Raw genomic sequence first — 24,816 nt, 5'->3', positions numbered from 1 at the left:
GAAACATGAGTGACTCCGCCCGCGCCGACGCGCTGTTGGCGGGCCTGCCCCGGGAAGGCCGGGGCAGGCTCAAGGTATTTCTCGGCGCCGCGCCCGGGGTCGGCAAGACTTTCTCCATGCTGCAGGCCGCCCACGCCCAGCAACGCCAGGGCGTGCGCGTGGTGGCCGGGGTGGTCGAGACCCACGGCCGGGCCGAGACCGAGGCCTTGCTCGGCGGCCTGACCCAGCAACCCCTGCTGCGCAGCGAATACCGTGGCGTGATGCTCGAGGAAATGGATCTCGACGGCCTGCTCAAGGCCACGCCGCCGCTGGTGCTGGTCGACGAACTGGCCCACACCAACGCCCCTGGTAGCCGCCACGCCAAACGCTGGCAAGACGTGCAGGATCTGCTCGCCGCCGGCATCGACGTGTACACCACGGTCAACGTCCAGCACCTGGAAAGCCTCAACGACAAGGTCCGCGACATCACCGGCGTGCAGGTGCGCGAGACGCTGCCCGACTGGGTGTTGCAGGAAGCCTTCGAACTGGTGCTGATCGACCTGCCGCCGCGTGAACTGCTCGAGCGCCTGCGCGAGGGCAAGGTTTACGTACCCGAACAGGCACGGGCGGCCATCGAGGCCTATTTCTCCCAGACCAACCTCACCGCCCTGCGCGAACTGGCCATGCAGACCGCCGCCGCCCAGGTGGACGCGGACCTGGCCAGCGGCTATCGCCAGCGCGGTCAGGAAGCCCCGGCCCTGCGCGGCCGGCTGCTGGTGGGCATCGATGGCGACGAGCAGGCCGAACGCCTGGTGCGCCATGCCTGTCGCGTCGCCCAGCGTCGCCATCTGCCATGGAGCGTGGTCCACGTCGACAACGGCCGCCTGCGTGACGAGACGGCCCGCCATCGCTTGCAGGCTGCCCAGCAACTGGCCGAGCGCCTCGGCGGCGAAGTGGTGCTGCTGCGCGCCGGCGAAGTGGCGCGCACGTTGATCCAGCACGCCGCCGAGCGCCGCGCCAGCCTGGTGCTGGTGGGCCAGTCCCGTGATCTGTTGCGTCGGCGCCTGTTCGGCGCCGGTGTGGCGGCCCGCCTGCTGCGTGAGAGCCACGGCCTGGAGATCAACGTGCTCGACCGCGACGCCCAGCCGCCAGCGGCGCGTACGGCGGTAAAGCGCGTATGGGTGTGGCGCCACTACCTGCTCGCGCTACTCGCCACCGCGCTGGCGGCGGGCTTGTCCTGGGCGGTGTCGAGCGTGCTGGCGCTGCCCAACATTTCCCTGGTGTTCCTCGCCGCCGTGCTGCTGGTGGCAGTGCGCAGCAGCCTGGGGCCGGCCCTGGCGTGCGCGGCGCTGTCGTTCCTCACCTACGACTTCCTGTTCATCCCGCCGAACTTCTCCTTCGCCATCCAGCGCGAAGAGGACGTGCTGACCCTGGTGTTCTTCCTGCTGATGGCCGCGCTCACCGGCAACCTCGCCGCTCGCCAGCGTCGCCAACTGCAGGCCTTGCGCGAAACCCAGGCGCAGACCAACCAGCTGCTCGACCTGTCGCGCCGCCTGACCGTTGCCACCGACCGCCAAGCGGTGTTCAGCGCTGCCGGCCAGCATATGGATGGCTGGCAGGGCGTGCAGGTGTGTCTGCTCGAACGCAGCGCCGAGGGCCTGCTGCAGGTGGCCAGCGGTGGCGCTCCCGCCTTCACCGACAATGAACGCGCCGCCGCCGAATGGGCCTGGCAACATGGCCAGGCCGCGGGCTTCGGCAGTGACACATTGCCCCACGGCCGCTGGTGGTGGTGGCCGCTGGCCGTGGAGGAACAGCCCCTGGCACTGCTCGGCATACGCCCACGCGACGGCGAGCCCTTGAGCGACCAGCGCCGTCGGCTGTTGATGGCCCTGGCGCAACCCCTGGCCCAGGCCCTGGCCCGTGCCCGCCTGGGCGAGCAACTGGAAGCCGCGCGCCTGCACGGCGAAACAGAGCAACTGCGCAGCGCCTTGCTCGCCTCGGTGTCCCACGACCTGCGCACGCCGCTGACGTCGATGCGCGGCAGTATCGACAGCCTGCTGGCGCTGGGCGACGCCATCCCCCCGGATGACCGCCGCGAACTGCTCGAAGGCACCCGAAACGAAGCCGAGCGTCTGGACCGCTACATCCAGAACCTGCTGGACATGACCCGCCTGGGCCATGGCACGCTCAAGCTGGCCCGCGACTGGGTTGCCCCGGCCGATATCGTCGGCAGCGCCCTCAACCGCCTGCGCGTGGTACTGGCCCCCCTGCGCGTGCACACCGACGTCCCGCCCGAACTGCCGCTGCTGTTCGTGCACGCGGCGTTGATCGAGCAGGCGCTGATCAACGTGCTGGAAAACGCCGCGCGTTTCTCTCCAACGCAAGGCCGCCTGGAACTTCAGGTCTCGGTGCGCGATGAGCAACTGTGCTTCGCCGTGGCCGATGAAGGCCCCGGCATCCCCCAGGATGAACGCGAGAAGATCTTCGACATGTTCTACACCGCCGCCCGCGGTGATCGGGGCGGGCAGGGCACCGGCCTGGGCCTGGCGATCTGCCAGGGCATGATCGGTGCCCATGGCGGGCGGATCCTGGTCGACGACGGCATCGATGGTCACGGCACCCGCATCACTCTATGCTTGCCGCTGCCGACCCAACCCGATACTGAAAGTGAAGCCCCATGAGCCAAGCCGCCACCCTGCTGGTGATCGACGACGAGCCGCAAATCCGCAAGTTCCTGCGCATCAGCCTGGCGTCCCAGGGCTACAAGGTGATCGAGGCCGGCACCGGCAGCGACGGCCTGGCCCAGGCCGCCTTGAACAAGCCCGACCTGGTGGTACTCGACCTCGGTCTGCCGGACATGGACGGCCAGCAGGTGCTGCGCGAGCTGCGTGAATGGAGCACGGTGCCGGTGATGGTGCTGTCGGTGCGTGCCAGCGAAGTGCAGAAGGTCGATGCCCTCGACGGCGGGGCCAACGACTACGTGACCAAGCCGTTCGGTATCCAGGAATTCCTCGCCCGGGTGCGGGCATTGCTGCGCCAGGCGCCCCAGGTGGGCAACCTCGCCTCGGCGGCGAGTTTCGGGCCGCTGGTGGTGGACTTCGCCTTTCGCAAGGTTACCCTGGATGGCATAGAGATAGCCTTGACGCGCAAGGAGTACGCGCTGCTGGCGCAGTTGGCCGGGCACCCCGGACGGGTGATCACCCAGCAGCAATTGCTCAAGGACATCTGGGGGCCGACCCATGTCGACGACACCCACTACCTGCGCATCGTGGTGGGGCACCTGCGCCAGAAACTGGGCGACGACCCCACCGCGCCGCGGTTCATCGTCACCGAGGCGGGCGTGGGATACCGGCTGGTGGCGCCGTCCGACCCGTGAACAGGCCGGGCGATGGGATCATGATTGGGCAACTGCCGATAGTTCTTTTTCCGTTACTACCCGATTGCGCCCCTGCGCCTTGGCTTGATAGAGCAACCGGTCCGATCTTTCCAGCGTGTCCGACATCGATTCGCCGGCTCTCCACAGGGCAACCCCCAGCGATATCGTGATATGCCCGACGGTATCGAGTTCCGCGGCTTCGATCACGGTTCGAAGCCGCTCGGCAACCTCCGCGCCAGTAGCAATTGAACCGTTGGGCAGCAGCAGCAGGAATTCCTCGCCGCCCACCCTGCAGACCAAATCGTCTGGGCGCGAGGCCTGCCTCATCAACTGGGCCACGGTGCGCAGGGCTTCATCGCCGACGGCATGGCCGTAGGTATCGTTGACCCGTTTGAAATGGTCGATGTCCACTGCGATCGCAGCGAAGGTTTTCAGTGTTTGCTGCCACAACGCCAAGGTTTCTTCCATCGCCCGGCGATTCGCCAGTCCGGTCAACGGGTCACTGTGTGCCTGTTGATTGAGCCGCCCGATCTTTTCTTGCAGAAGGTTGGCCCCCAGCAGCAGAGCGCGGCGGATTTGCCAGCTTTCAAAATAATCCGCAGGTACCGCGAGGATGCGCTCGTAGCTTTCAGGTGCATCCAGACGCTTGGCGCTCTCCGCCAGACGGGAGAGCGGGACGGAAATTTTCACGCCCAGCCACCAGATCAACAGCAGGCCGAACACACCGAGTGGGACGATGCCTTTGGCAACTTTGATCGTCGTCGCCTCCAGCGTTGCCTCAATGTTCGACAGCGGCCGCTGTGAAATCACGCTCCAACGGCTGCTGGGGATACTGGCGAACCCGGCGAGCATCTCGTTGCCACTGCTGTTCATCGCTCGCATCGAGCCGTGACTGTGCTGGAGCGCCGCCTCGACGATAGGGTCGGTTGCCAGGATCGTACCGATGCGCTCCGGGTCAGGGTGGTACAGCACTTGCCGATGGCTGTCGACCAAATAGACATGGGCGCCATCTTCGCGGATGTTCAGGTCCATGAGCGCCTGCAACGTGTTTTTCTGCTCCAGGCGGATGCTCCCGCCCACAAGCCCAAGGTATTTTCCATCGCGGCTGAAAATGGGATGGGAAACGAACACGACCAGGTTGCCGGCAAGGGACTTGAATGCGTCGCTGATCATCGGCTCTCGCCTCGTCAGCGGCGAGCGACGTTGCAGCACCTGGCCGTCCAGTTGCAGGCTGCTGGGGGCCGAAGCAATGATTTTTCCTTCGGCGTTGGCTATCAGTACCGAGTTGAAGCTGTGGTCCTGGCTCAGGAGGCGGTGCGCCTCATCGTGCAGGGCAGATGGGTCTGTGAAGGCGCGACCGATGACGGTGGATGCAAAACCCAGGCGATCGAGCTCGGAGCTCAATACCTCCTCCACGCTGGTAGCGATTCGGGCAGCATAGGCTTCGTTGGTCTGGAGGGCGTTTTCCACCAGTTCGGCTTTCTGGGTGGTGAACATCACCACGAACGTATTGGCCAGGGTGGCGATAGCACAGATCAGCGCGAATGCCAGCAGCAGCGTGCGCAGGGTGAGCTTGGGGCGTGGCCGTGTGGGCATGTGGCGCATCCGGATGCTGAAGGCATGCGATTTGGTGAAGTAGCGTCGCCGTGGGGGTTGCAAACGCGCTCCTTGCGCCTTGTGGCGTATCCTGTGTGGCCTTCTGCATCAAAACGCGATAGTTCGGGCTGAGTATCTCACATCTGTTTTTGAGCCACCATTTTGACATTTATTCGACGGCGCATCGCCTTTCGGCGACCCGCCGCGAACAATCGCTTGCCCTTGCCGGCTAGTCCATTCGCTCTAGCTGCAACAATTCCTCTACCGTCTGCCTGCGGCGAATCATGCGCAATTCACCCTGATCGAGCAGGAATTCAGGCAACAACGGCCGGCTGTTGTAGTTCGACGACATGGACGCGCCATACGCCCCCGCATCGTGAATCACCAGCAGGTCACCGACCTTGGCCTGGGGCAGGTCCTGGGGGGTCAGCTCTTCGTCGTCCTGGGTGAACACATCTCCCGACTCGCACAGCGGCCCCGCCACCACGGTCGGTTGCAGCGGGCGGCTCACTGGTCGGCCCACGGCATCGAACAGGCTCATGCGGTGGTAGGCGCCGTACATGGCCGGGCGCATCAGGTCGTTGAAACCGGCGTCGACCAGGATGTAGTGGCGCTCGCCCATCTGCTTGACCGCGCGCACCTCGGCCACCAGGTAGCCGGACTCGGCCACCAGGAAGCGCCCCGGCTCGATCTCCATGCGTACGGAGTGGCCGAGCATCGCCTCGATTTCCGAGCGGGCCACCGCCCAGGTGTGGGCGTAGCGCTGGAGGTCCACCGGTTGGTCGCCGTCGCGGTAGGGGGTGGACAGCCCGCCACCGATGGAGAAGGCCTCGATATCCATGCCCAGGCGGCCGATCAGCCCGACCATGGCTCCGGCCACCTGTTCCAGATGTGCGTAGTCCACCCCCGAGCCGATGTGCATGTGCACGCCCACCAGGTGCAGGCCGTGCTGCTTCACGCAGGCCAGGGCCTCGGGCAATTGCTCATGCCAGATGCCGTGCTTGCTGTTCTCGCCGCCGGTGTTGGTCTTGCGGCTGTGGCCATGACCGAAGCCGGGGTTGATGCGCAGCCACACCCGGTGGCCGGGGGAGCGCTCGCCGAGCTGGCGGAGCATGTCGATGGAGCCGGCGTTGACCTCGATGCCAGTCTCCACGACCCGCGCCAGGGTTGGTTGGTCCAGCACGTCGCAGGTCAGCACCACGCCGGCCGGCTCGCCGCCCACCGATGCGCCAGCGGCGAAGGCGCGTTCCATTTCTCCCAGGGAGACCGCGTCGAGCACCAGGCCGCGTTCGCGGATCAGACGCAGCACGTGCAGGTTGGGGTTGGCCTTCTGCGCGAAGCGCACGGTGTCGAAGTGCTGCTTGAGCTGGTCGATGCGTTGATGGATGGTCTGGGCGTCGTAGGCCCACAGCGGCGAGCCGTGCTGGCGGACGGCATCGGCCAGGAGGGTGGTGGTCATGGTGGCGTTCCTTGTTTTGGATACGCCGATGGTGAGGCAGTTTTAGTGATTCAGAAAAATAGCTATTGTTCTGAAGGTAATTCATATCTGATATGTAGCAACCCCTCCAGGTTTCTGGTTACGCACAGGTCTTGTTGCAGCCATGCGACTTTCCATTCGTCATATCGAAGTTTTCCGCGCCATCATGGCCGCCGGCAGTGTCACTGGCGCCGCGCGCCTGCTGTTCACCTCGCAGCCCACGGTCAGCCGCGAGCTGGCGCGCATGGAGCAGGTCACCGGCCTGAGTTTGTTCGAGCGCGAAGGCGGGCGCCTGGTGCCCAGTGCCCAGGCCTTGCTGCTGATCGAGGAAGTCGAGCGTGCCTTCGTCGGCCTCGAGCGCATCGACCGCTTCGCCCAGGCCATCCGCAATTTCGAGCAGGGCCGGCTGGCCGTCACCTGCCTGCCGTTGTTCTCGCAAACCCTGCTGCCGAAGGCCTGCAAGGCGTTTCACCAGCATCATCCTGGGGTCAGCCTGAGCATCACCGCCCAGGAGTCGCCGTTGTTGGAGGAGTCGCTGGTCGCCCAGCAGCACGACCTCGGCCTGACCGAAACCGCGCAAGTGCCGCGGGGTGCGGTCGGCGAGCTGTTGTTCAACGCCGACATGGTCTGTGTGTTGCCCGCGCAGCACCCCTTGCTGGCCAAGCCGGTACTCCAGTTGCAGGACTTCCATGAGGTCGATTTCATCAACCTTGCCAGTCTGGACAGCTACCGCCAGCAACTCGACCGGCATTTCCGCGAGGCCGGCGTGAACCGGCGCACGATCATCGAGACCACCAGCGCCGCCTCGGTGTGCGCCATGGTCCGCCAGGGGCTGGGGGTGGCGATCATCAACCCGCTGAGCGGGCTGGAAGCGGGGCAGGCTGGGCTGGCGATCCGCCGCCTGAGCCTGTCGGTGCCGTACCAGGTGATGCTGATCCGGCCAGAGCTGCGGCCGGCGTCAGTGGTGCTGGAGCCGTTCTGCCAGGCGCTGCGGGTGCAGGCCAGGGCAATGGAGGCGGCCTTGGCGCAAGGCGCCTGAGCGGTCGGGCGACCGATTGGAACGTTCTCAGCCACGCCAAGGTCAACCCCATCAGCAGTGATCGAAAATGCTCCACAGCATGAGGAATCGCCATGAGTACGCTGACGATCGAAGGCTGGTTCAAAGCTGAGGGTGATCGCAGGTCCACCCCGGTGGGCGATATCCACTTCGACATCCAGGGTGTGAACCACCGCAAGTTGGAGCAGGCCGAGGAGCGCCTGCAACAGAGCCACGAGCCCGAGGCGATGGTGGATGTCGACATGGACAGCCTGAACCTGGTGTTGCCCGAGGGCTACGGCCCGTTGTCGGACTGCCGCCTGCGCGTCTACCTGAGCGACGACGAGCGTGGCCAGTTCCACCTGGTCGGGCATCGGGCCAGCGATGGCAGCCTGATCTACACCAATGCGGTGTTGATCGCTCAGCTGAGCTGAATACCGGCTGCGCTGTCGCCGATTTCCAGGCGTGCCGCCACTGACGTTGCCACTTCGATGAAAGCCCGCGCTGCCGCGCTCTGATAGGCGCCCCTGCGTTGCATCAAGACTGCGGTGCGCTGCAGGCGCAGAGGGTCCAGGGCAATGGCGGTCAGGTCATCATGGGCCAGGGCGAGCTTGGCGGGCAGCAAGGTCGACAGTGTCGTGCGGCGTACCACTTCGATCACCGCGCCAATCGCGTTGGCCTCCATCCGCACCCGTGGGCGTATACCGTGCTGGCGGAAATAGCGCTCGATCTGCTCGCGCGTGGCGAACTCGGCGCTGAGCAATATCAGCGACTCGTCGTTGAGCGCCTGCGGGCCAATGCTGCGGGCAGTGGCCAGCGGATGTGCGCGACCAACCACCAGCGCCAGGGTTTCCACCAGCAGCGGGCGGCTGTCGATGTCCTGGCTGTGGACCTCATCGAAGGCGATGCCGACATCCAGCTCATCGGCCTGCAACAGCTCCTCCATGCGCTCTTGGGCGATTTCGCGCAGGTTCAGGGTGATGTTGGGGTAACGCGCATGGAAGGCCTCGACCAGCGGGCCGATCAGGTAGCTGGTGAAGGTCGGCGTTACCGCCACCCGCAGCGATCCTCGGCTCAGGTCGCCCACGTCATGGATGGCGCGCCTGGCCTCCAGCAGTTCCTGTTCCGCCCGCTTGGCATAGCGCAGGTAGACATCCCCGGCATCGGTCAGCCGCGTGCTGCGCCCGGAACGGTCGAACAACTGCGCGCCAAGGCTTTCCTCCAGTTGCCTGACCTGTTGTGACAGCGCCGGCTGGGAGACATGCAGCGCCGCTGCGGCGCGGGTGAAACTGTGGTGTTGCGCCACTGCGAGAAAGTACTGGAGGTGCCGGGCAAGCATGACTGTTTCCATAAGATAATCTGATGCGCTTCATCATAAATGAGACTTTTACCTTATGTAATGCGCTGCGTAACCTTTGCCTCAACACACCGCGAAATTGAGGCAAGCAGCCATGAAAGACATCATCGACGGTTTTCTGAAGTTCCAGCGCGACGCCTTCCCCGAGCGGGTCAAGCTGTTCAAGGACCTGGCCACCCAGCAAAGCCCCCGGGCGCTGTTCATCTCCTGCTCCGACAGCCGCCTGGTGCCCGAACTGGTCACCCAGCGTGAACCCGGCGACCTGTTCGTCATCCGCAACGCCGGCAACATCGTGCCTTCCTACGGCCCTGAGCCCGGCGGCGTATCGGCCTCGGTCGAATATGCCGTCGCCGCCCTGCAAGTGGCCGACATCGTCCTCTGCGGCCACTCCGACTGCGGCGCCATGACCGCCATCGCCACCTGCAAGTGCCTGGACCATATGCCTGCCGTGGCCGGCTGGCTGCGCTACGCCGACTCCGCCCGGGTGGTCAACGAGGCGCGCCAGCACCACAGCCCGCAGGCCAAGGTCGAGGCCATGGTGCGCGAGAACGTGATCGCCCAGCTGGCCAATATCCAGACCCACCCCTCGGTGCGCCTGGCCTTGGAAGAGGGCCGCGTGCGCCTGCATGGCTGGATCTACGACATCGAAAGCGGCCGCATCGACGCCTTCGATGGGCGCACCGGCCAGTTCGTGGCCCTGGCGCAGAACCCTGACGTCAACGCCGTTTCCCACCCCTCCAGGCACGTTGCCTGAACCTCTTTCAAACCCAAGGAGATACACCATGATCCAGTCGCAAATCAGCCAGAACGCCCGCCTTGCCCTGAGCGAAGTCATCCTCCTGGCCAAGGCCCGCAAGGATCTGTCGTTCGCCCAGATCACCGACGGCACCGGCCTGTCCGAAGCCTTCGTCACTGCCGCTCTGCTGGGCCAGCACCCGCTGCCGGCCAGCGCTGCCCAGGTGGTGGGCGACAAGCTCGGCCTGGACGCCGATGGCATCGCCCTGCTGCAGACCGTGCCACTGCGCGGCAGCATCCAAGGCGGCGTGCCGACCGACCCGACCATCTACCGCTTCTACGAGATGCTGCAGGTGTACGGCACCACCCTCAAGGCACTGGTCCACGAGAAGTTCGGCGACGGCATCATCAGCGCCATCAACTTCAAGCTCGACGTGAAGAAGGTCGACGATCCGGAAGGTGGTTCCCGCGCGGTGATCACCCTGGATGGCAAGTACCTGCCGACCAAGCCGTTCTGATTCGCCCTTAGGGAAATGGCCCGGGCGCCGTACGACGCCCGGGCCATTTCCACGCAGGCTATTGATCCCAGACAGGGGCGACGGCATGGACCTGATCTTCAGAAATGTCCGCATCGACGATGCAAAACCCTTGATGGATGTGGCCGTGCACGACGGCAAGATCACCGATATCGCCCAGACGATCACGGCGACGGCAAAACAGGAAATCCAGGGCAACGGCAATGTCCTGGTCCCCGGCTTCGTCGAAGCCCACCTGCACCTGGAAAAAGCCAATGTCATGCAGCGCAAGGCCAACCGCTCCGGCACCTTGAAGGAAGCGATCGCCGTCACTGCGGCGCTCAAGCCCACCCTGACCCGTGACGATATTCGCGAGCGCTCTGTGCAGGTGTTGCGTGCCCTGGTGCAGGCCGGCACCACCCATGTGCGCGCCCACGCCGAGTTCGATCCGGCCCAGGGTTTTACCGGCCTGGACGTGGTCCTGGAACTGCGCGAAACCTTGCGTGATGTTATCGATATCCAGGTGGTGGCGTTTCCCCAGGAAGGCATCCTGAAACTGCCCGGCATGAAAGAGATGATGGTCGAGGCCATGGAGAGGGGCGCCGATGTGGTCGGCGGCATTCCCTACAACGACGTCTCGCCCCTGGAGCACATCGATTTCGTCTTCGACCTGGCCCAACGCTACGGCAAGGACATCGACCTGCACCAGGACTTCGCCGACGACGCCGAGCACATGACCATCGAATACGTCGCCCGCCGGACCCTCGCCGCGGGCTACCAAGGGCGCGTCAGCGTCGGCCACCTGACCAGCCTGGCGGCCGTGGAGCCAGCGCGCCAGGCGCGCATCATCGCGCTGCTGCGCGAAGCCGGCATCAGCGTGATGTGCCTGCCTGCCACCGACCTGCACCTGGGCGCCCGCGGCGACAGCCACAATGTACGGCGCACCTTGACCCCGGTGCGGGCGTTGCGCGATGGCGGGGTGAACGTGTGCCTGGCCACCAACAACATCCGCAATGCCTTCACCCCCTACGGTACCGGCGACCTGCTGCACATCGCGCAACTGGCCATCCCCGCCTGCCACCTGGGCGGGGCGGACGACCAGGCCACGGTGCTGCCGATGCTTACCAGCAACCCGGCCAAGGCCCTGGGGTTGCAGCACCATGGCCTGGCGGTGCGCAACGACGCGGACCTGGTGCTGATGGATACCCACCGTGTCAGCGATGTGATCCTCGACCTGCCGGCGCGGCTGATGGTGCTCAAGCGCGGCAGGGTGGTGGCGACGGCCGAGCAGCGGCGTTCGGTGGTGTTCTGAAGGCCGGGCTCAGAGCCCGCCCGTTCAAGATCTTGGGGTGCGGGGGCTATTGACCGAGTGAGGGCCTCCAGGTGTTCGCCGCAATCCTTGCAGCGCCTATGAGATCGAGCGCCGCCCGCGCGGCGCATCGCGGATGAATCCGCTCCTACATTTGTTGCAACGTACCGAACCTGTCAGGCAATGGTTGCCAGCCTTGGCGCACGTCTTGAGACAGGTGGGGCGCCGGCAATGCCCACCGAAACATCGCGGCGAGCGCGAAAGGCTTACAACCATGGCCTATCCGGCATGGCCACGTTGCAACAAATGTAGGAGCGGATTCATCCGCGATGCGCCGCGCGGGCGGCGCTCGATCCCACAGGCGCAGAAGCCTTCGCGGCGAACACCTTGAAAGGAGCTCAGACCGCCAGCAGCACCAGTGCCGCCACCAGTGCCGGGGGCATTACCAGCACGCCCAGGCGCAGGAAGCTCAGCGCGCCGACATGCTCGCCCTCGCGTCGGATCGCCACCAGCCACAGCAGCGTGGCCAGGGAACCGGTGATCGACAGGTTCGGCCCCAGGTCGACACCGATAAGCAAGGCGGCGTTGGTCTGCCGGGGCAGCTCGACCAGCTGGCCGATGGAGCCGGCGATCAGGCCGGTGGGCAGGTTGTTCATCAGGTTGCCGGCCACGGCGGCGGTCAATCCCGCAGCCCAGCTCGCCGTGCCCGGCGACTGCTGCGCCAGGGCCGCCAGCATATGCGCGAGCCGTTCGATCACGCCGGTATGGGCCACCGCCTCCACCAGCACGAACAGGCCCGCGACCAGCGGCAGCACGCCCCAGGCCACATGGCGCAGCAACGGCGCCGGGCTGCGCCGCTGGCGCAGGTGGATCAGCCCGACCGTGGCCATGCCTGCGCAAAAGGTCGGCAGCCCCAGCGGCACGTCCAGTGCCGATACCGTCAACAGCAGGGCGCCGGTGAACATCAGGCCCAGCGCGCAAAGCCGGGCGCCGGCTGACAAGGGGCGCAGCTCGATGGCCACGGCCAGCGGCTGGCGGATGCGCTTGCGCATGGTCAGGCGCAGCATCAGGTAGGTCGCGGCGATGGCCGCCAGCGACGGCAGGCTGAACTGGCGCAGCCACTCCAGCAGCGGCGGCATCTGGCTGCCGAAGACCACCAGGTTGGCCGGGTTGGAGATGGGCAGCACGAAGCTGGCGGCATTGGCGATGAAGGCGCAGATGAACAGGTAGGGCAGCGGCTCGGCCTTGGCCGCCTTGCATGCCGCGTACACGGCCGGCGTCAGCACCACGGCGGTGGCGTCGTTGGACAGGAACACCGTGACCAGGGTACCGACCAGGAACACCAGGTCGAACAGGCGCTGGCCGGAACCCTTGGCGTGCTGCACCGCGTACCTGGCCAGCCAGTCGAACAATCCCTCCTGGCGCGCCAGTTCGGCCAGCACCATCATGCCGACCAGGAACATGTAGACATCGCCACCTTTGGCCACGGCCGACAATGCCATGCGCCAAGGGATCAGCCCGCAGGTCGTCAGCAGCACCGCGGCGCCCAGCGCCCAGACGTATTCCGGCACGCGACCGGGGCGAACGATGACCAGGGCGGTGGCCAGGGCCGCGACCGACCAGATGATCAGTGCTGAATCAGCAACGGGCATGGGAACTACCAATTTCAGAATGGGGTATCGAGGGTGGCCACGACGCTGCACGCCGAGGCCGGCGGCATGGCCGCTTACGTTAGCACTCCCGTACCTTGGCAGGGATGAAGTTCGTGCAGGCCCGAGTGCACTGGCAGCCCTCCCTGGCAAAACCCATCAACCGCTATAAGCGCGATCAATGTTGGCAGACGGTCACTGCATCCGCCTCTAGATTGCACAAGGCGTGCTGGACGCCCCGAAAAACAATGATGAGGGACCCGACAATGCCCACCGCCCCCCAAGCGTCCAACGCCTGGCGCATCCTGTTCCTGCTGTTCCTGGCCAACCTGTTCAACTTCTTCGACCGCACCATCCCCGCCATCGTCATCGAGCCGATCCGCCTGGAGTGGCACCTGAGCGACTTCCAGATCGGCATCATCGGCACCGCCTTCACCCTGGTTTATGCCATCGCCGGCCTGCCGCTGGCACGTATCGCCGACACGGGTTCACGCAGCAAGCTCATGGGCTGGGGTCTGCTGGCCTGGAGCGGGCTGACGGCGGTCAACGGCATGGTCGGCAGCTTCTGGAGCTTCCTGCTGGTGCGCATGGGCGTGGGCATCGGCGAGGCCAGCTACGCGCCTGCCGCCAACTCGCTGATCGGCGACCTGTTCCCCGCCGGGCGGCGGGCAAGGGCGATGGGCATCTTCATGCTTGGCTTGCCGTTGGGCCTGTTGCTGGCGTTCTTCACAATCGGTGCAATGGTCGAGGCTTTCGGCACTTGGCGGGCGCCTTTCTTCATCGCCGCCGTGCCCGGCGTGCTGCTGGCGCTGTTCATCTTCATGATCCGCGAACCCGCGCGCGGTGCGGCGGAGACTGTGGCCATCGCCCAGACCCCGCTCGACCGCCCGCTGCGCCGGGTGCTCAGCGTGCCCACCTTCGCCTGGCTGGTGCTGGCGGGGCTGACCTTCAACTTCTCCACCTACGCCTGCAACTCGTTCATGGTGCCGATGCTGCAGCGTTACTTCGCATTGTCGTTGCACGACGCCGCAGTGGCCACCGGGCTGATCGTTGGCCTCAGCGGCCTGGTGGGCCTGACCCTCGGTGGCTGGGTGGCCGACAAGGTGCACCAACGCTTTGCCAATGGCCGCCTGGTGTTTGCCGCGCTGAGTATGTTGGCGGCCACCCTGTGCACCGCCTGGGCACTGCATGCCGGGCGCATCGAGCTGGGCGTGTTCGTGGCGGTCTTCGGCATTGGCTGGCTGTTCTCGTACAACTTCTATACCTGCGTGTACACCGCCATCCAGGACGTGGTGCAACCGCGCTTGCGGGCCACGGCCATGGCCCTGTTCTTCGCCGGGCTGTACCTGCTGGGCGGCGGGCTAGGGCCGGTGGTGGTCGGCGGGCTGTCGGACCACTTCGCCGTGGCGGCGATGACGGCGGCGGGTGAGGGGCTGATGAGCGAGGCGTTCAAGGCACAGGGGCTGCATGACGCGATGTACCTGATACCCGTGGCGCTGATGCTGACCATGGTGTTCCTGCTGGCGGCTTCGCGGTGTTTCAGCCGGGATGCGCAGCGGATGCGCGAGGGCATGGTGCTGGAGGGCGGGGCGGTGGCGGGGCAGGCGGCACAGGCTTGATTCCATGCGTATCGGCCTGGTCGCCAGCACTTGCTTGTCGAGAAGGTTGGCATTGAGGTTCATCGAGTCCTGACGCCGCGATTGTCACTCAAATCTCGGCGTTGCGGATCACCCGTTGATAGGCCGCCGTCATGACTTGCCATGTTTCGCTGTCGGTGGGCACCAGGTGCTCGATACGCAGCGACGCCACCGTGATGTCCTGCGGCATGCCGAAGGTGGTGAAGGTGGACAGGAAGCGCAGCTCACCCTCGGCAGTGCGCACCCGGGTCAGCACCACTGGAGACATCGGCGTATCGGCCGCCAGCGCGGGGGGCACGGGCAAGTCTTGCAGTAGTCTGGCCAGGTCAGGATTGCTCACAGCCTCCCTGGCCGCCCGCTGCCAGGCAATCGCCCGTATCTCGTCTGCATTGACCAGATGATCCCCCAGCCCGCCCGGGCGCAGCAGTGTGTCCAGCAGGTTGAGGCCCGAGGTGCTGGTGGTCGCTACGCTGGCCATTGCGAACAACAGTCCGGCACTGGCATTGGCCGCCGTGATGTCCCAGTTGCTGGCGATGACGATGGCCGGGGCGGGGTTGTTGGCCTGCAGGATGTGCTCCACGGCGTCGTGCACCATCTTCATGGCCGGAGCGTCCGCTGCAGAGGCCATGTAGCGCGGTGCATAGCCCGCCGCGAGGAACACTTCGTTGCAGTGCTCAAGCGGCACCTGCAGCGCGCTGAGCAGGGCATGCAGGGTGCCGGGGCTGGCCTTGGCGCGGCCGGTTTCCACGCAGCTCAGGTGGCGTTGCGAAACACCGGCGAGCAACGCCAGGTTGAGCTGGCTGAGCCCGGCCTGGCGCCGCAGGCGGCGCAGATGCGCGCCCGCATCGGTGGCGGTGGGCGGGTGCGGGGTGTGGAAGGGAAGAGGGCTCATGCTGCGACTCTGGCTGTCCTTGGCTGAAGCGTTCATGACCTGTGAGGTCATTGCTGCGCAGGCGACTGTATCACTACCGTGAGGCCAACTTCGCCCGCCAGATCGACAGGTATGGAATTCGACCATGAGAGCTGAATGGATCGCGCTGCCGCTGTTGCTGTTGTTTGCCCTTTACACCGGTTGGACCATGGTGATTGCGGAGCAATCACTGATTGCCTTTGGCCTGGAACTGATGTCCCGGCCGGACACCGCGCAGGTGGTTATCGACCTGTACATGATGGCCGGGCTGGGCTGCGTCTGGATGGTCAGCGACCACCGCAAGCGCGGCGGTTCGCTGCTTGGCGTCATGCCCTATGTGCTGCTGACGCTGGTGTTCGTCTGCATGGGGCCGCTGCTGTACATCGTGGTCAAGGGTGGCATGCCGAGGTACGGGCAATGAACGTCGCCCTGTCGGTCTATGCCTGTTGCGTGGTGGTGCTGTTCATCAAGATGCTGGCGATTTCCTGCTACCAGGGTTACTTCCGTCTGCGTTTCCTGGCCTTCACCAACAGCGAGGATGCGGCAGTGTTCAGACGCTCGGCTTCTCCCTCTGAACTACCGCAAGTCACGCGCGCCGCGCAGGCTTGGCGCAATGACCTGGAGAATATTCCGATGTTCATAGCCTTGGCCGGGCTTGCGGTTGCGCTCGACGCGCCTGCAGCCAGCACCGCTTGGCTCAGTGGCATGTTCACCGTGGCGCGGGTGCTGCATACGGTGACCTACCTGGCGCGGCTCCAGCCCTGGCGGACGCTGAGCTATGGCGTGGGCGTACTGTGCCTGATCGGGTTGGCCACGTTGCTCGTCATACCAGTGTACTCAGCCGTGGCTTTACATTGAATTATTCCAGGCCAATAATTATTGCCATGGAATAATTGCGGATAAACCCATGGCTGACATCTTCCTGCGACCTGAACTGGCGGCCGACATGGCCCGGCAACTGCTCGAGCCGTCCGCGCTGGATATCGGCCTGCGTTCCGGATTGTTCCTGTCTGGCCTGCGGCGCACCGGCAAGACCACCTTCCTCAGGAACGACCTGATCCCGGCGCTGGAGGCCAAGGGCGCGCTGGTGATCTACGTCGACCTGTGGAGCGACACCCAGACCAGCCCGGTGCAACTGGTGCTCGCCGCCGTGCGCAAGGCCCTGCGCGAGCTGCAGACGCCGGCGTCGTCGTTCATGCAGCGGCTCAGGGCCCTGCGCGGCGCCGAGGTGGAGCTGGCCGGGTTCAAGTTCGGCTTCAACCTCGACACCCTGGGCGAGGCGGGCGGCGTGACCTTGGCCCAGGCCCTGGGCGAGGTGGTAGACCAGGCTAAGGCCAATGTGGTGCTGATCGTCGACGAAGTGCAGCACGCCATCACCACCGAAGACGGGCAGCAGATGATGCTGGCGCTGAAGGCCGCGCGTGACGCCATCAACCCACGCCCAGCCCCGGCTGGGCATTTCCTGTTCATCGGCACCGGCTCGCACCGGGCGATGGTCAACGAGCTGACCGCCCGGCGTAACCAGGCCTTCGCCGGCGCCACCAACGTGGCCTATCCGGTACTGGGCGCGGACTATGTGGCGTTCTGGCTTGAACGGCTTGCAGCCGATGGCCTCGACAACCTGCCTTCGCTGGCGGTGGCGACCGAGGCGTTCCAGACGCTGGGCAGCCGCCCCGAAGAGTTCATCCGCGCCCTGCGCCAGTTGATTCATTCGCCCAGCCTGGCTTCTGGAGCGGATGTGGTGTTGCCGGTGATCGCCGCCACACTGCGTTCGGCGGCGGCGGACCTGGAGCTGATGAAAGTCGAGGAACTGGGCGTGCTGGCCCAGGCCATCTTCGCCCGCATCGCCTCGGTGGACGGCGAGACACGCGGGGTGTTCTCCGCCGAGGCGGCGGCGCAGTACTCGAAGGTCGTCGGGCGTGAAGTGCGGGTGGAAGAAGTGCAGCCCGTGGCCAACGACCTGCTGGCGGCCAATCTGATCATTCGCCGTGGGCATGGGTTGTATGGGGTGACGGATCCGTTCGTGCAGGAGATCTGGCGGGAGCGTCAGGCGATGTTGGGCAAGCGCTGAGTCGGCTGCGGTAGCCGATGCTCAAATGACAAGGATGTTGGTGTGAGTGATACCCCTTCGATATTCAAAAAACTGGCTGTACGGCTGCTGGGCTTGTGCGTGGTACTTCCCGTGTTGTTGGTTACGGGATACTGGGGCCTGTTCGCCGTGGTCTTGCTCCCTGGGATGATCTACAACGGCTTCGATGACCCTTGGGATTACCAACTGACCCGTATGGGGCTGGTCATCGTCACTGCGATGGGCTTGTGGGGCGTATACACAGGGCTACGGCTTTATCGGCACTTCCTGCAAAGCACGCGCCCACCAGCGTGGGCCCGCTCTGCCTGGGCGGGGCTGGCGTGCGGCACGGTGGCGAATCTGGCGATCCTCGCCTGGTTGCCGGAGTCGTTGCTGTTCCTGGGGTGGCCTTTGATCGGCAGCGCGGCGTTTGCCTTGCTGTTGCTGCACAGAACCAGGTTTAGCCCGCGCTACCGATGCAGCCCTTGATCAGCCGTTTGTGCTCGGTCAGTGCCTGGTTGAAATCACTGAGCGCGAAGCTCACCGGCTTGCTGTCTGGGTCCCAGTGCGTGGAAGCACCCACTTCCAGCCCGCCAGTGGCGCTGTGCCCGAACCGCCGCCAGTGCACGGTATCGTCGTCGATCACCTGTTCGGTCATCAGTGCAAGCAGTCGAAGTCCATGTCGTCGCTGCACACCAGCAGCGGTACCAGGGTAGAGGTGCCGTCCGCAGCCGGGATGATGCGCCGGTTGGCCAGGGCGTCTTCTTCCTCGTCCAATAACCACATCAAGGACAGGCCGCTGCGTTCCAAGTCAGGTTGGTCCAGGTGCTTGGCAAGCCAGATCTCGATGGGTACGTCATCGATGGCCAGCCAGGCACAGGCGCTGCGCGAACAGCTGGCTTGGTGGCAGAGGGCGGTGAGGCGATGGTGCATGGGATGTCCTTGAAACGAGGTGCTGAGCCGTTGTAATACAGGAAACGCCTGACGATGCCAATGTCAGGTCTGGCTGATCGCGTCATGCCTGTCTTTGTAGGCAATCAGGTCGGGGAACGTGATACCCCGCTCACCGTCGACGCAGGTATGAGGGATTGCCCCCTCGTCCAACTGCTTTGCCAGATACTCGCAAGAAACGTTGAGCGCGTGTGCCGCTTCCGAAATGGTCAGCGTGGGCTTTTCCATGACAATGGTGCGCTCTACACCATGGAATTCATCACGAAGCTTCCGATACCCCAGCCGCGCGTAGAAGCCTTGGGCTGTGATGGACGAAGGAACGCGCAATGCGCTGACGCCAGCCCTGATCGCCGCTGTGTGGATAGCCTTCATCAGCTGCCTGCCGATACCTTCCCCATGATGGATCGGCGCGACAAACACTGTCCTGACGACCTCCCCATCGAGACTTGCCGTCCCCAGCAGATCGTTCTGCTTGACCGCCACGAACACCAACCGGCTATCGAGCAAGGCACTGACCGCCGCAGGTGAAAAGCTCTGCTCTACCTGGGCGATCACCTCTGCCGGGTAATCCTGTGAGTTGGATTCGTGCAGCGCCGCGATCACGAGGCGGCTAATGGCTTGTGCGTCTTCGCGCTTAGCGCGACGGATATGACATTCCATGGACGTATCCCGAACTGATGTCCCCAAAGCCTAACCCGTGTCGAGCGGCCTTGTACTGCGAAGGGGCCGCAAAGCGGCCCCATGCACCTGTGAAGTCAGTGCTTCATCCCCAGCTCCGCATCATCCATCAGCGCCTTGGCCAGCGCGCTCAGGTAATACGATGCCCAGATCAGCTGAGATTTTTCCTCCATGATCCCGGTGATGGTCAGGTCGCACACGCAGCCCATCAACTCCGAAGCCTGTTCCCGTGCGTGCTGGCAAGGGATGCCGGGTTCGATGCAGAACAGCGGGTCGGTATGCCCTTCACCCTGGTAGAACCGGGTCTTGCCCACGGTGGTGTGGGGCGTGGTGTCGTCTGTGCTCATTGCTCAATCTCCCTGAAATGATCGGTGCCTGGGCGAGCTCTCACAGTTAGATCCGCTATCAGCTACACAGCATCTGCCGCGCAATCACGCCGATCCCCTGTGGGAGCCGGCTTGCCGGCGATGAGGCCAGCCCAGGCAACCCATGGCTAACGGCCTAGTGCAGTGTGCGAGGCTCCACCTGCGGCATCTGCACCTGAATCAACGCTGATTCGAGCAGCACCCGCAGCGCCTCCATTTCATGCATCGCGGCCATGACCAGAATCGACACGGGCGATTTGGGATGCAGCAGAACAGCCTGATGCGCCACGGTCTGCGCGCACAGGGCGTACTCCGTGGCCTGGATGATGGTGTCTTCGAGGGAGTGGTGGTTGTGGGGTGGATCGGGGACGATCTTTAGCATCTTCTTATTCCTTCTGGGGACTGCCACCTTTCTGCTGTCAAACAGAAGGGTGGCAGCTGTACGTGGGTTGACAGACCGGCGGAATAAGCAAAGTTCCGGCGCACGCAAGCGTGCCCGCACGTACAGCTACCATTGAGGGCTAGCCGTATGCTTAATACCGTTGCGACCTGTCAAAGTCGATCGCTGAGTTCAGCGACTTGCCGAGACTAGGATGAAGCCTGACGGGTCGCAACGGAAAAAAGGCAGCGATAGGATATTTAGGAAATGGACTACAAGGAAGGGGAAAAGTCTGGTAGTCCCTCAGGTAGGGGATTAAAGGATGGCTTGGGATGCGATGAAAATCTTCGGGGTCTTTCTTTTGTTGAGTAGTTTAGGCAGAATCTATCTATTTGGTCTGGTGAGGAGTTTGTGATGGCAGGGTTGCTTGAGTCAATCCAAGATTTTCCGGTGATTGTTCAGGGCGCTATGGGCTCTGCTCTGTTCGCGCTAGTGCTTTACATCGGGCAAAAATGTACGGGCTACTGCCTTAATAGCTTTCGTTTGGTTTCAAAGCGATCTCGGCTTAGTCAGCTGCGAGAACAGCATATTCGGCTAAAAGCATCAAAGGCAGGTGAGATTTCGGAACAAGGTAGCTTTGCGGCCTTGATGTGGATGAGAGCTTCTCGGCATGTCATAAAGGGTTTGATTTGGTTGGTGTTGGGTATGGCGTTTGATTTTGTCTTAGGCCCTTTAAGTGTGGTTGGTTATATGGGGGCTATTTATTATTTGTTTATGGCGCTCAATATTGTTAGGCCTATTTCTTATGAGCATGACGTCGATGAAAAAATTGCTAAGGTGTCGGGTGAGATGAAAGAGTTATATAAAGATGGCGTTGGGGGTAATAATTGAGAGTTCTGTGTTCTTTTGACTTGTAGGGTTTAGTTGTTTCTGATTTGCTTGCGGCATTGCTGTTCGATGCTTTGTTGAGTTTGTTTAAATTATGTTTTGGTGGTGGGTTCGGGGGCTGTTGGTGGCCCCCTGTCGAGGTAAAGCAAGGTTGTTTGATGGGTGTTACTTTATGTGTGCCGACTAGGTTTTTACTACGTCCTTTGAGGTTGCGCTTAATTTCCTAAAAAAGCAGCCTCCAACAACTGCTTCGTATACCCATGCTTCGGCCCATGAAAAATTTCCCCCGCATCCCCCTGTTCCACTACCTGCCCATGCTTTATCACCACCAACTGATGACTCAACGCCTTGACCACCGCCAGGTCATGACTGATGAACAGATAAGTCAGGTTGTACTTAACCTGCAAATTCCGCAGCAACTCAACCACCTGCCGCTGCACCGTCCGATCCAGCGCCGAGGTCGGCTCATCCAGCAGAATCAACGCCGGCTTCAACACCAACGCCCGAGCAATCGCAATCCGCTGCCGCTGCCCGCCGGAAAACTCATGGGGATACCGATGCCGCGTCCGCGGATCCAGCCCCACTTCCTCCAACGCCGCGATAATCGCCGCTTCCTGCTCGGCCGGCGTGCCGATCTTGTGAATCCGTAACCCTTCGCCAACGATATCCGCCACGCACATGCGCGGGCTCAGGCTGCCAAAGGGGTCCTGGAACACCACCTGCATCTCCCGCCGCAGCGGCCGTACTTCCTTCTGGTTCAGCCCCTCAAGATTCTGCCCATGAAAGCGAATCCCGCCCTGGCTGGAAATCAACCGCAAGATGGCCAGCCCCAAGGTGGACTTGCCCGAACCACTCTCGCCAACGATCCCCAGCGTCTGCCCCTGTGGCAGGCTGAAGTTCACCCCATCCACGGCCTTCACATGGTCCACGGTGCGGCGCAGCAGCCCCTTCTTGATCGGGAACCACACCTTCAAGTCCTTTACCTCCAGCAATGGCGCACCTTCGGCATTCGCAGCCGGTGCGCCGCTGGGCTCGGCGTTGATCAGCATCTGCGTATACGGATGCTGCGGCTTGCTGAACAGCGTGGCGCAATCGGCCTGCTCGACGATCTTGCCGCACTGCATCACGCACACGCGGTGGGCGATGCGGCGTACCAGGTTGAGGTCGTGGCTGATCAGCAGCAGGGCCATGCCCAAGCGCGCCTGCAACGACTTGAGCAGGTCGAGGATCTTCAACTGCACGGTCACGTCGAGCGCCGTGGTGGGCTCGTCGGCGATCAGCAGTTCGGGTTCGTTGGCCAGGGCCATGGCGATCATCACCCGCTGGCGCTGGCCACCGGACAGCTCGTGGGGCAGGGCTTTCAGGCGCTTGTGCGGCTCGGGAATACCGACCAGCTCCAGCAGCTCCAGGGTGCGCGCCGTGGCGGCCTTGCCGGTGAGGCCCTTGTGCAGCAAGAGGATCTCGTTGATCTGCTTCTCGATGCTGTGCAGCGGGTTCAGCGAGGTCATCGGCTCCTGGAAGATCATCGCGATGCGGTTGCCGCGAATGCGCTGCATGGGCTTCTCGCCCAGGTGCAGCAGGTCCTTGCCGTCGTACTGGATGCTGCCGCTCGGGTGCCGCGCCAGGGGGTAGGGCAGCAGGCGCAGGATCGAGTGGGCGGTCACCGACTTGCCCGAGCCGCTTTCGCCGACCAGGGCCAGGGTCTCGCCCTTGCGGATGTCGAAGCTGATGCCGTCGACCACGCGGTTGACCTGCTCGCCAGTGACGAACTCCACCGCCAGGTCGCGGACTTCGATCAGGGTGTCTTGGCTCATGTCATTTCCTCGGGTCGAAGGCGTCGCGGGCGGATTCGCCGATGAATACCAGCAGGCTCAGCATCACCGCCAGCACGGCGAAGGCGCTGATGCCCAGCCACGGGGCTTGCAGGTTGGACTTGCCCTGGGCCACCAGTTCGCCCAGCGAGGGGGAGCCGGCGGGCAGGCCGAAGCCGAGGAAGTCCAGGGCGGTGAGGGTGCCGATGGCGCCAGTGAGGATGAACGGCATGAAGGTCATGGTCGAGATCATCGCATTGGGCAGGATATGCCGGTACATGATCGCGCCGTTGCGCATGCCCAGGGCGCGGGCGGCGCGCACGTATTCCAGGTTGCGCCCGCGCAGGAACTCGGCGCGCACCACGTCCACCAGGCTCATCCACGAGAACAGCAGCATGATGCCCAGCAACCACCAGAAGTTGGGCTGCACGAAACTGGCGAGGATGATCAGCAGGTACAGCACCGGCAGGCCGGACCAGATCTCCAGGAAGCGCTGGCCGGCCAGGTCCACCCAGCCGCCGTAGAAGCCCTGCAGGGCGCCGGCGATCACGCCGATGATCGAGCTGGCGATGGTCAGCGTCAGGGCGAACAGCACCGAGATGCGGAAGCCGTAGATCACCCGGGCCAGCACGTCGCGGCCCTGGTCGTCGGTGCCCAGCAGGTTGTCGGTGGAGGGCGGCGCGGGGGCGGGCACTTTCAGGTCGTAGTTGATGCTCTGGTAGCTGTAGGGGATCGGCGCCCACAGCACGAAGGCGTCTTTCTTGGCCAGCAACTCGCGGATGTACGGGCTTTTGTAGTTGGCCTCCAGCGGGAACTCGCCGCCGAAGGTGGTCTCCGGGTAGCGCTTGAAGGCCGGGAAGTACCACTCGCCGTCGTAGCGCACGGCGATGGGCTTGTCGTTGGCGATGAACTCGGCGCCCAGGCTGAGCACGAACAGCACCAGGAAGATCCACAGCGACCACCAGCCGCGGCGGTTGGCCTTGAAGCGCTCGAAGCGCCGGCGGTTGAGGGGGGAGAGGGCCATGTCAGTGCTCCCGGCTGGCGAAGTCGATGCGCGGATCGACCAGGGTGTAGGTGAGGTCGCCAATCAGCTTCACCACCAGACCGAGCAGGGTGAAGATGAACAAGGTGCCGAACACCACCGGGTAGTCGCGGTTGATCGCCGCTTCGAAACTCATCAGGCCCAGGCCGTCGAGGCTGAAGATCACCTCGATCAGCAGGGACCCGGTGAAGAAGATGCCGATGAACGCCGAGGGGAAGCCGGCGATCACCAGCAGCATGGCGTTGCGGAACACATGGCCGTAGAGCACGCGGGTGCGGCTCAGGCCCTTGGCCTTGGCGGTGACCACGTACTGCTTGTTGATCTCGTCGAGGAAGCTGTTCTTGGTCAGCAGGGTCATGGTGGCGAAGTTGCCGATCACCAGGGCAGTGATGGGCAGCACCAGGTGCCAGAAGTAGTCGAGCACCTTGCCGGTGGTGCTCAGCTCGTCGAAGTTGTTGGAGGTGAGCCCGCGCAACGGGAACCAGTCGAAGTAGCTGCCGCCGGCGAACAGCACGATCAGCAGGATGGCGAACAGGAACGCCGGGATGGCGTAGCCGACGATGATCGCCGAGCTGGTCCACACGTCGAAGTGGCTACCGTGGCGCACGGCCTTGGCGATCCCCAGCGGGATCGACACCAGGTACATGATCAGCGTGCTCCATAGCCCGAGGGAAATGGACACGGGCATCTTCTCGGCGATCAGGTCGATGACCTTGGCGTCGCGGAAGAAGCTGTTGCCGAAGTCCAGCTGGGCATAGTTCTTGACCATGATCCACAGCCGCTCGGGCGCGGATTTGTCGAAGCCGTACATGCGCTCGATCTCGGCGATCAGGGCCGGGTCCAGGCCTTGCGCGCCACGGTAGTTGGAGCCGGCCACCGAGACTTCGGCGCCGCCGCCGGCGATGCGGCTGGTGGCGCCTTCGAAGCCTTCGAGCTTGGCGATCATCTGTTCCACCGGGCCGCCGGGGGCGGCCTGGACGATGATGAAGTTGATGATGAGGATGCCGAACAGGGTGGGGATGATCAGCAGCAGGCGCCGCAGGATATAAGCCAGCATG

25 protein-coding genes and 1 pseudogene are annotated in these 24,816 nt (G+C 64.0%); 13 read left to right on the top strand and 13 right to left on the bottom strand.

Features of this window, described 5'->3' with window-relative positions:
• Positions 1-5 precede the first annotated feature (5 nt).
• Positions 6-2,660 (top strand): DUF4118 domain-containing protein, encoded by a 2,655-nt coding sequence (locus ACZ9C1_RS10150; protein ID WP_476253950.1) that lies wholly within the window; start codon positions 6-8, stop codon positions 2,658-2,660.
• Positions 2,657-3,355 (top strand): response regulator, encoded by a 699-nt coding sequence (locus ACZ9C1_RS10145; protein ID WP_110703485.1) that lies wholly within the window; start codon positions 2,657-2,659, stop codon positions 3,353-3,355. Before ACZ9C1_RS10150 ends, ACZ9C1_RS10145 begins: the two co-directional genes overlap by 4 nt.
• An 18-nt stretch (positions 3,356-3,373) precedes the next feature.
• Here the strand turns inward: ACZ9C1_RS10145 and ACZ9C1_RS10140 are convergent, their stop codons facing one another.
• Entirely contained in the window at positions 3,374-5,014 is a 1,641-nt protein-coding gene (locus tag ACZ9C1_RS10140; protein ID WP_476253949.1) for a diguanylate cyclase, read from the bottom strand.
• Positions 5,015-5,180: 166 nt separating this feature from the next.
• The gene (gene lysA / locus ACZ9C1_RS10135) at positions 5,181-6,410 is read right to left on the bottom strand and encodes a diaminopimelate decarboxylase (RefSeq protein ID WP_476253948.1); all 1,230 of its coding nucleotides are present in this window, start codon (positions 6,408-6,410) and stop codon (positions 5,181-5,183) included.
• A gap of 142 nt (positions 6,411-6,552) precedes the next feature.
• Between lysA and ACZ9C1_RS10130 the strand changes: the two genes are divergently transcribed.
• A complete protein-coding gene (locus ACZ9C1_RS10130; protein ID WP_198755283.1) occupies positions 6,553-7,467 on the top strand; it encodes a LysR family transcriptional regulator in 915 nt (304 codons plus the stop codon).
• Positions 7,468-7,559: 92 nt separating this feature from the next.
• Complete coding sequence (locus tag ACZ9C1_RS10125) at positions 7,560-7,898, top strand: hypothetical protein (RefSeq protein ID WP_102683713.1); 339 nt, start codon at positions 7,560-7,562, stop codon at positions 7,896-7,898.
• Here the strand turns inward: ACZ9C1_RS10125 and cynR are convergent.
• Positions 7,886-8,803, bottom strand: coding sequence for a transcriptional regulator CynR (cynR, locus tag ACZ9C1_RS10120; protein WP_277505070.1), 918 nt, complete (start codon positions 8,801-8,803; stop codon positions 7,886-7,888). The genes ACZ9C1_RS10125 and cynR overlap by 13 nt on opposite strands.
• 112 nt (positions 8,804-8,915) lie before the next feature.
• On the opposite strand from cynR, the gene ACZ9C1_RS10115 reads away from it, so the two are divergent.
• The 3 genes from ACZ9C1_RS10115 to ACZ9C1_RS10105 all read left to right on the top strand — a co-directional run bounded on the left by ACZ9C1_RS10115 (position 8,916) and on the right by ACZ9C1_RS10105 (position 11,383).
• Positions 8,916-9,575 carry a carbonic anhydrase gene (locus ACZ9C1_RS10115; RefSeq protein WP_476253947.1) on the top strand — a complete coding sequence of 220 codons (660 nt, stop codon included), beginning with the start codon at positions 8,916-8,918 and terminating at the stop codon, positions 9,573-9,575.
• Positions 9,576-9,603: 28 nt separating this feature from the next.
• The gene (gene cynS, locus ACZ9C1_RS10110) at positions 9,604-10,074 is read left to right on the top strand and encodes a cyanase (RefSeq protein WP_038706489.1); all 471 of its coding nucleotides are present in this window, start codon (positions 9,604-9,606) and stop codon (positions 10,072-10,074) included.
• A gap of 85 nt (positions 10,075-10,159) precedes the next feature.
• Complete coding sequence (locus tag ACZ9C1_RS10105; RefSeq protein ID WP_476253946.1) at positions 10,160-11,383, top strand: amidohydrolase family protein; 1,224 nt, start codon at positions 10,160-10,162, stop codon at positions 11,381-11,383.
• Positions 11,384-11,778: 395 nt separating this feature from the next.
• Here the strand turns inward: ACZ9C1_RS10105 and ACZ9C1_RS10100 are convergent, their stop codons facing one another.
• Positions 11,779-13,032, bottom strand: coding sequence for an arsenic transporter (locus ACZ9C1_RS10100; protein WP_476253945.1), 1,254 nt, complete (start codon positions 13,030-13,032; stop codon positions 11,779-11,781).
• 263 nt (positions 13,033-13,295) lie between these two features.
• On the opposite strand from ACZ9C1_RS10100, the gene ACZ9C1_RS10095 reads away from it, so the two are divergent.
• Positions 13,296-14,648, top strand: a complete 1,353-nt coding sequence (locus ACZ9C1_RS10095) for a spinster family MFS transporter (RefSeq protein ID WP_476253944.1) — start codon at positions 13,296-13,298, stop codon at positions 14,646-14,648.
• A gap of 88 nt (positions 14,649-14,736) precedes the next feature.
• Here the strand turns inward: ACZ9C1_RS10095 and ACZ9C1_RS10090 are convergent, their stop codons facing one another.
• Positions 14,737-15,558: a helix-turn-helix domain-containing protein gene (locus ACZ9C1_RS10090; RefSeq protein WP_476253943.1), complete on the bottom strand. Its 822-nt coding sequence runs from the start codon at positions 15,556-15,558 to the stop codon at positions 14,737-14,739.
• A gap of 124 nt (positions 15,559-15,682) precedes the next feature.
• Here ACZ9C1_RS10090 and ACZ9C1_RS10085 point away from each other — a divergent pair, with 124 nt between their 5' ends.
• From ACZ9C1_RS10085 to ACZ9C1_RS10070, 4 genes are read left to right on the top strand one after another with little or no spacing between them, the layout of a single operon-like run.
• Positions 15,683-15,997 carry a DUF2834 domain-containing protein gene (locus ACZ9C1_RS10085; protein WP_198755291.1) on the top strand — a complete coding sequence of 105 codons (315 nt, stop codon included), beginning with the start codon at positions 15,683-15,685 and terminating at the stop codon, positions 15,995-15,997.
• A complete protein-coding gene (locus tag ACZ9C1_RS10080; RefSeq protein ID WP_139669775.1) occupies positions 15,994-16,434 on the top strand; it encodes an MAPEG family protein in 441 nt (146 codons plus the stop codon). Before ACZ9C1_RS10085 ends, ACZ9C1_RS10080 begins: the two co-directional genes overlap by 4 nt.
• A gap of 49 nt (positions 16,435-16,483) precedes the next feature.
• Positions 16,484-17,647 carry an AAA family ATPase gene (locus ACZ9C1_RS10075; protein WP_476253942.1) on the top strand — a complete coding sequence of 388 codons (1,164 nt, stop codon included), beginning with the start codon at positions 16,484-16,486 and terminating at the stop codon, positions 17,645-17,647.
• Positions 17,648-17,689: 42 nt separating this feature from the next.
• Positions 17,690-18,133, top strand: coding sequence for a hypothetical protein (locus ACZ9C1_RS10070; RefSeq protein WP_476253941.1), 444 nt, complete (start codon positions 17,690-17,692; stop codon positions 18,131-18,133).
• Here ACZ9C1_RS10070 and ACZ9C1_RS10065 read toward each other — a convergent pair.
• The 5 genes and pseudogenes from ACZ9C1_RS10065 to ACZ9C1_RS10045 form a co-directional block, all read right to left on the bottom strand.
• The gene (locus ACZ9C1_RS10065) at positions 18,105-18,302 is read right to left on the bottom strand and encodes a hypothetical protein (protein ID WP_476253940.1); all 198 of its coding nucleotides are present in this window, start codon (positions 18,300-18,302) and stop codon (positions 18,105-18,107) included. The genes ACZ9C1_RS10070 and ACZ9C1_RS10065 overlap by 29 nt on opposite strands.
• The gene (locus tag ACZ9C1_RS10060; RefSeq protein ID WP_476253939.1) at positions 18,302-18,577 is read right to left on the bottom strand and encodes a hypothetical protein; all 276 of its coding nucleotides are present in this window, start codon (positions 18,575-18,577) and stop codon (positions 18,302-18,304) included. Before ACZ9C1_RS10060 ends, ACZ9C1_RS10065 begins: the two co-directional genes overlap by 1 nt.
• Positions 18,578-18,814: 237 nt before the next feature.
• A pseudogene (locus ACZ9C1_RS10055) lies at positions 18,815-19,255 on the bottom strand (GNAT family N-acetyltransferase); the annotation flags it as partial.
• A gap of 95 nt (positions 19,256-19,350) precedes the next feature.
• Positions 19,351-19,620: a DUF3077 domain-containing protein gene (locus ACZ9C1_RS10050; RefSeq protein WP_476253938.1), complete on the bottom strand. Its 270-nt coding sequence runs from the start codon at positions 19,618-19,620 to the stop codon at positions 19,351-19,353.
• A 154-nt stretch (positions 19,621-19,774) separates the two neighbouring features.
• The gene (locus ACZ9C1_RS10045) at positions 19,775-20,020 is read right to left on the bottom strand and encodes a hypothetical protein (protein ID WP_011534689.1); all 246 of its coding nucleotides are present in this window, start codon (positions 20,018-20,020) and stop codon (positions 19,775-19,777) included.
• A 411-nt stretch (positions 20,021-20,431) separates the two neighbouring features.
• Between ACZ9C1_RS10045 and ACZ9C1_RS10040 the strand changes: the two genes are divergently transcribed.
• A complete protein-coding gene (locus ACZ9C1_RS10040) occupies positions 20,432-20,908 on the top strand; it encodes a hypothetical protein (RefSeq protein WP_476253937.1) in 477 nt (158 codons plus the stop codon).
• A 212-nt stretch (positions 20,909-21,120) separates the two neighbouring features.
• Here ACZ9C1_RS10040 and ACZ9C1_RS10035 read toward each other — a convergent pair whose 3' ends face one another.
• The 3 genes from ACZ9C1_RS10035 to ACZ9C1_RS10025 are packed head-to-tail and all read right to left on the bottom strand — an operon-like array spanning position 21,121 to position 24,815.
• Positions 21,121-22,719, bottom strand: coding sequence for an ABC transporter ATP-binding protein (locus ACZ9C1_RS10035; protein ID WP_476253936.1), 1,599 nt, complete (start codon positions 22,717-22,719; stop codon positions 21,121-21,123).
• 1 nt (position 22,720) lies between these two features.
• Positions 22,721-23,740, bottom strand: coding sequence for an ABC transporter permease (locus ACZ9C1_RS10030; protein WP_102683696.1), 1,020 nt, complete (start codon positions 23,738-23,740; stop codon positions 22,721-22,723).
• A 1-nt stretch (position 23,741) separates the two neighbouring features.
• A complete protein-coding gene (locus tag ACZ9C1_RS10025; RefSeq protein WP_046854817.1) occupies positions 23,742-24,815 on the bottom strand; it encodes a microcin C ABC transporter permease YejB in 1,074 nt (357 codons plus the stop codon).
• Position 24,816 lies beyond the last annotated feature (1 nt).

This window comes from Pseudomonas sp. TE21435, assembly GCF_056279265.1.
This window is presented reverse-complemented; position numbering and strand designations above follow the sequence as displayed.

Coding starts and splice junctions, on each gene's coding strand:
- ACZ9C1_RS10150 (WP_476253950.1), top strand. CDS start 6: ATGAGTGACTCCGCCCGCGCCGACGCGCTGTTGGCGGGCCTGCCCCGG.
- ACZ9C1_RS10145 (WP_110703485.1), top strand. CDS start 2,657: ATGAGCCAAGCCGCCACCCTGCTGGTGATCGACGACGAGCCGCAAATC.
- lysA (WP_476253948.1), bottom strand. CDS start 6,410: ATGACCACCACCCTCCTGGCCGATGCCGTCCGCCAGCACGGCTCGCCG.
- ACZ9C1_RS10130 (WP_198755283.1), top strand. CDS start 6,553: ATGCGACTTTCCATTCGTCATATCGAAGTTTTCCGCGCCATCATGGCC.
- ACZ9C1_RS10125 (WP_102683713.1), top strand. CDS start 7,560: ATGAGTACGCTGACGATCGAAGGCTGGTTCAAAGCTGAGGGTGATCGC.
- cynR (WP_277505070.1), bottom strand. CDS start 8,803: ATGCTTGCCCGGCACCTCCAGTACTTTCTCGCAGTGGCGCAACACCAC.
- ACZ9C1_RS10115 (WP_476253947.1), top strand. CDS start 8,916: ATGAAAGACATCATCGACGGTTTTCTGAAGTTCCAGCGCGACGCCTTC.
- cynS (WP_038706489.1), top strand. CDS start 9,604: ATGATCCAGTCGCAAATCAGCCAGAACGCCCGCCTTGCCCTGAGCGAA.
- ACZ9C1_RS10105 (WP_476253946.1), top strand. CDS start 10,160: ATGGACCTGATCTTCAGAAATGTCCGCATCGACGATGCAAAACCCTTG.
- ACZ9C1_RS10100 (WP_476253945.1), bottom strand. CDS start 13,032: ATGCCCGTTGCTGATTCAGCACTGATCATCTGGTCGGTCGCGGCCCTG.
- ACZ9C1_RS10095 (WP_476253944.1), top strand. CDS start 13,296: ATGCCCACCGCCCCCCAAGCGTCCAACGCCTGGCGCATCCTGTTCCTG.
- ACZ9C1_RS10090 (WP_476253943.1), bottom strand. CDS start 15,558: ATGAGCCCTCTTCCCTTCCACACCCCGCACCCGCCCACCGCCACCGAT.
- ACZ9C1_RS10085 (WP_198755291.1), top strand. CDS start 15,683: ATGAGAGCTGAATGGATCGCGCTGCCGCTGTTGCTGTTGTTTGCCCTT.
- ACZ9C1_RS10080 (WP_139669775.1), top strand. CDS start 15,994: ATGAACGTCGCCCTGTCGGTCTATGCCTGTTGCGTGGTGGTGCTGTTC.
- ACZ9C1_RS10075 (WP_476253942.1), top strand. CDS start 16,484: ATGGCTGACATCTTCCTGCGACCTGAACTGGCGGCCGACATGGCCCGG.
- ACZ9C1_RS10065 (WP_476253940.1), bottom strand. CDS start 18,302: ATGACCGAACAGGTGATCGACGACGATACCGTGCACTGGCGGCGGTTC.
- ACZ9C1_RS10060 (WP_476253939.1), bottom strand. CDS start 18,577: ATGCACCATCGCCTCACCGCCCTCTGCCACCAAGCCAGCTGTTCGCGC.
- ACZ9C1_RS10050 (WP_476253938.1), bottom strand. CDS start 19,620: ATGAGCACAGACGACACCACGCCCCACACCACCGTGGGCAAGACCCGG.
- ACZ9C1_RS10045 (WP_011534689.1), bottom strand. CDS start 20,020: ATGCTAAAGATCGTCCCCGATCCACCCCACAACCACCACTCCCTCGAA.
- ACZ9C1_RS10040 (WP_476253937.1), top strand. CDS start 20,432: ATGGCAGGGTTGCTTGAGTCAATCCAAGATTTTCCGGTGATTGTTCAG.
- ACZ9C1_RS10035 (WP_476253936.1), bottom strand. CDS start 22,719: ATGAGCCAAGACACCCTGATCGAAGTCCGCGACCTGGCGGTGGAGTTC.
- ACZ9C1_RS10030 (WP_102683696.1), bottom strand. CDS start 23,740: ATGGCCCTCTCCCCCCTCAACCGCCGGCGCTTCGAGCGCTTCAAGGCC.
- ACZ9C1_RS10025 (WP_046854817.1), bottom strand. CDS start 24,815: ATGCTGGCTTATATCCTGCGGCGCCTGCTGCTGATCATCCCCACCCTG.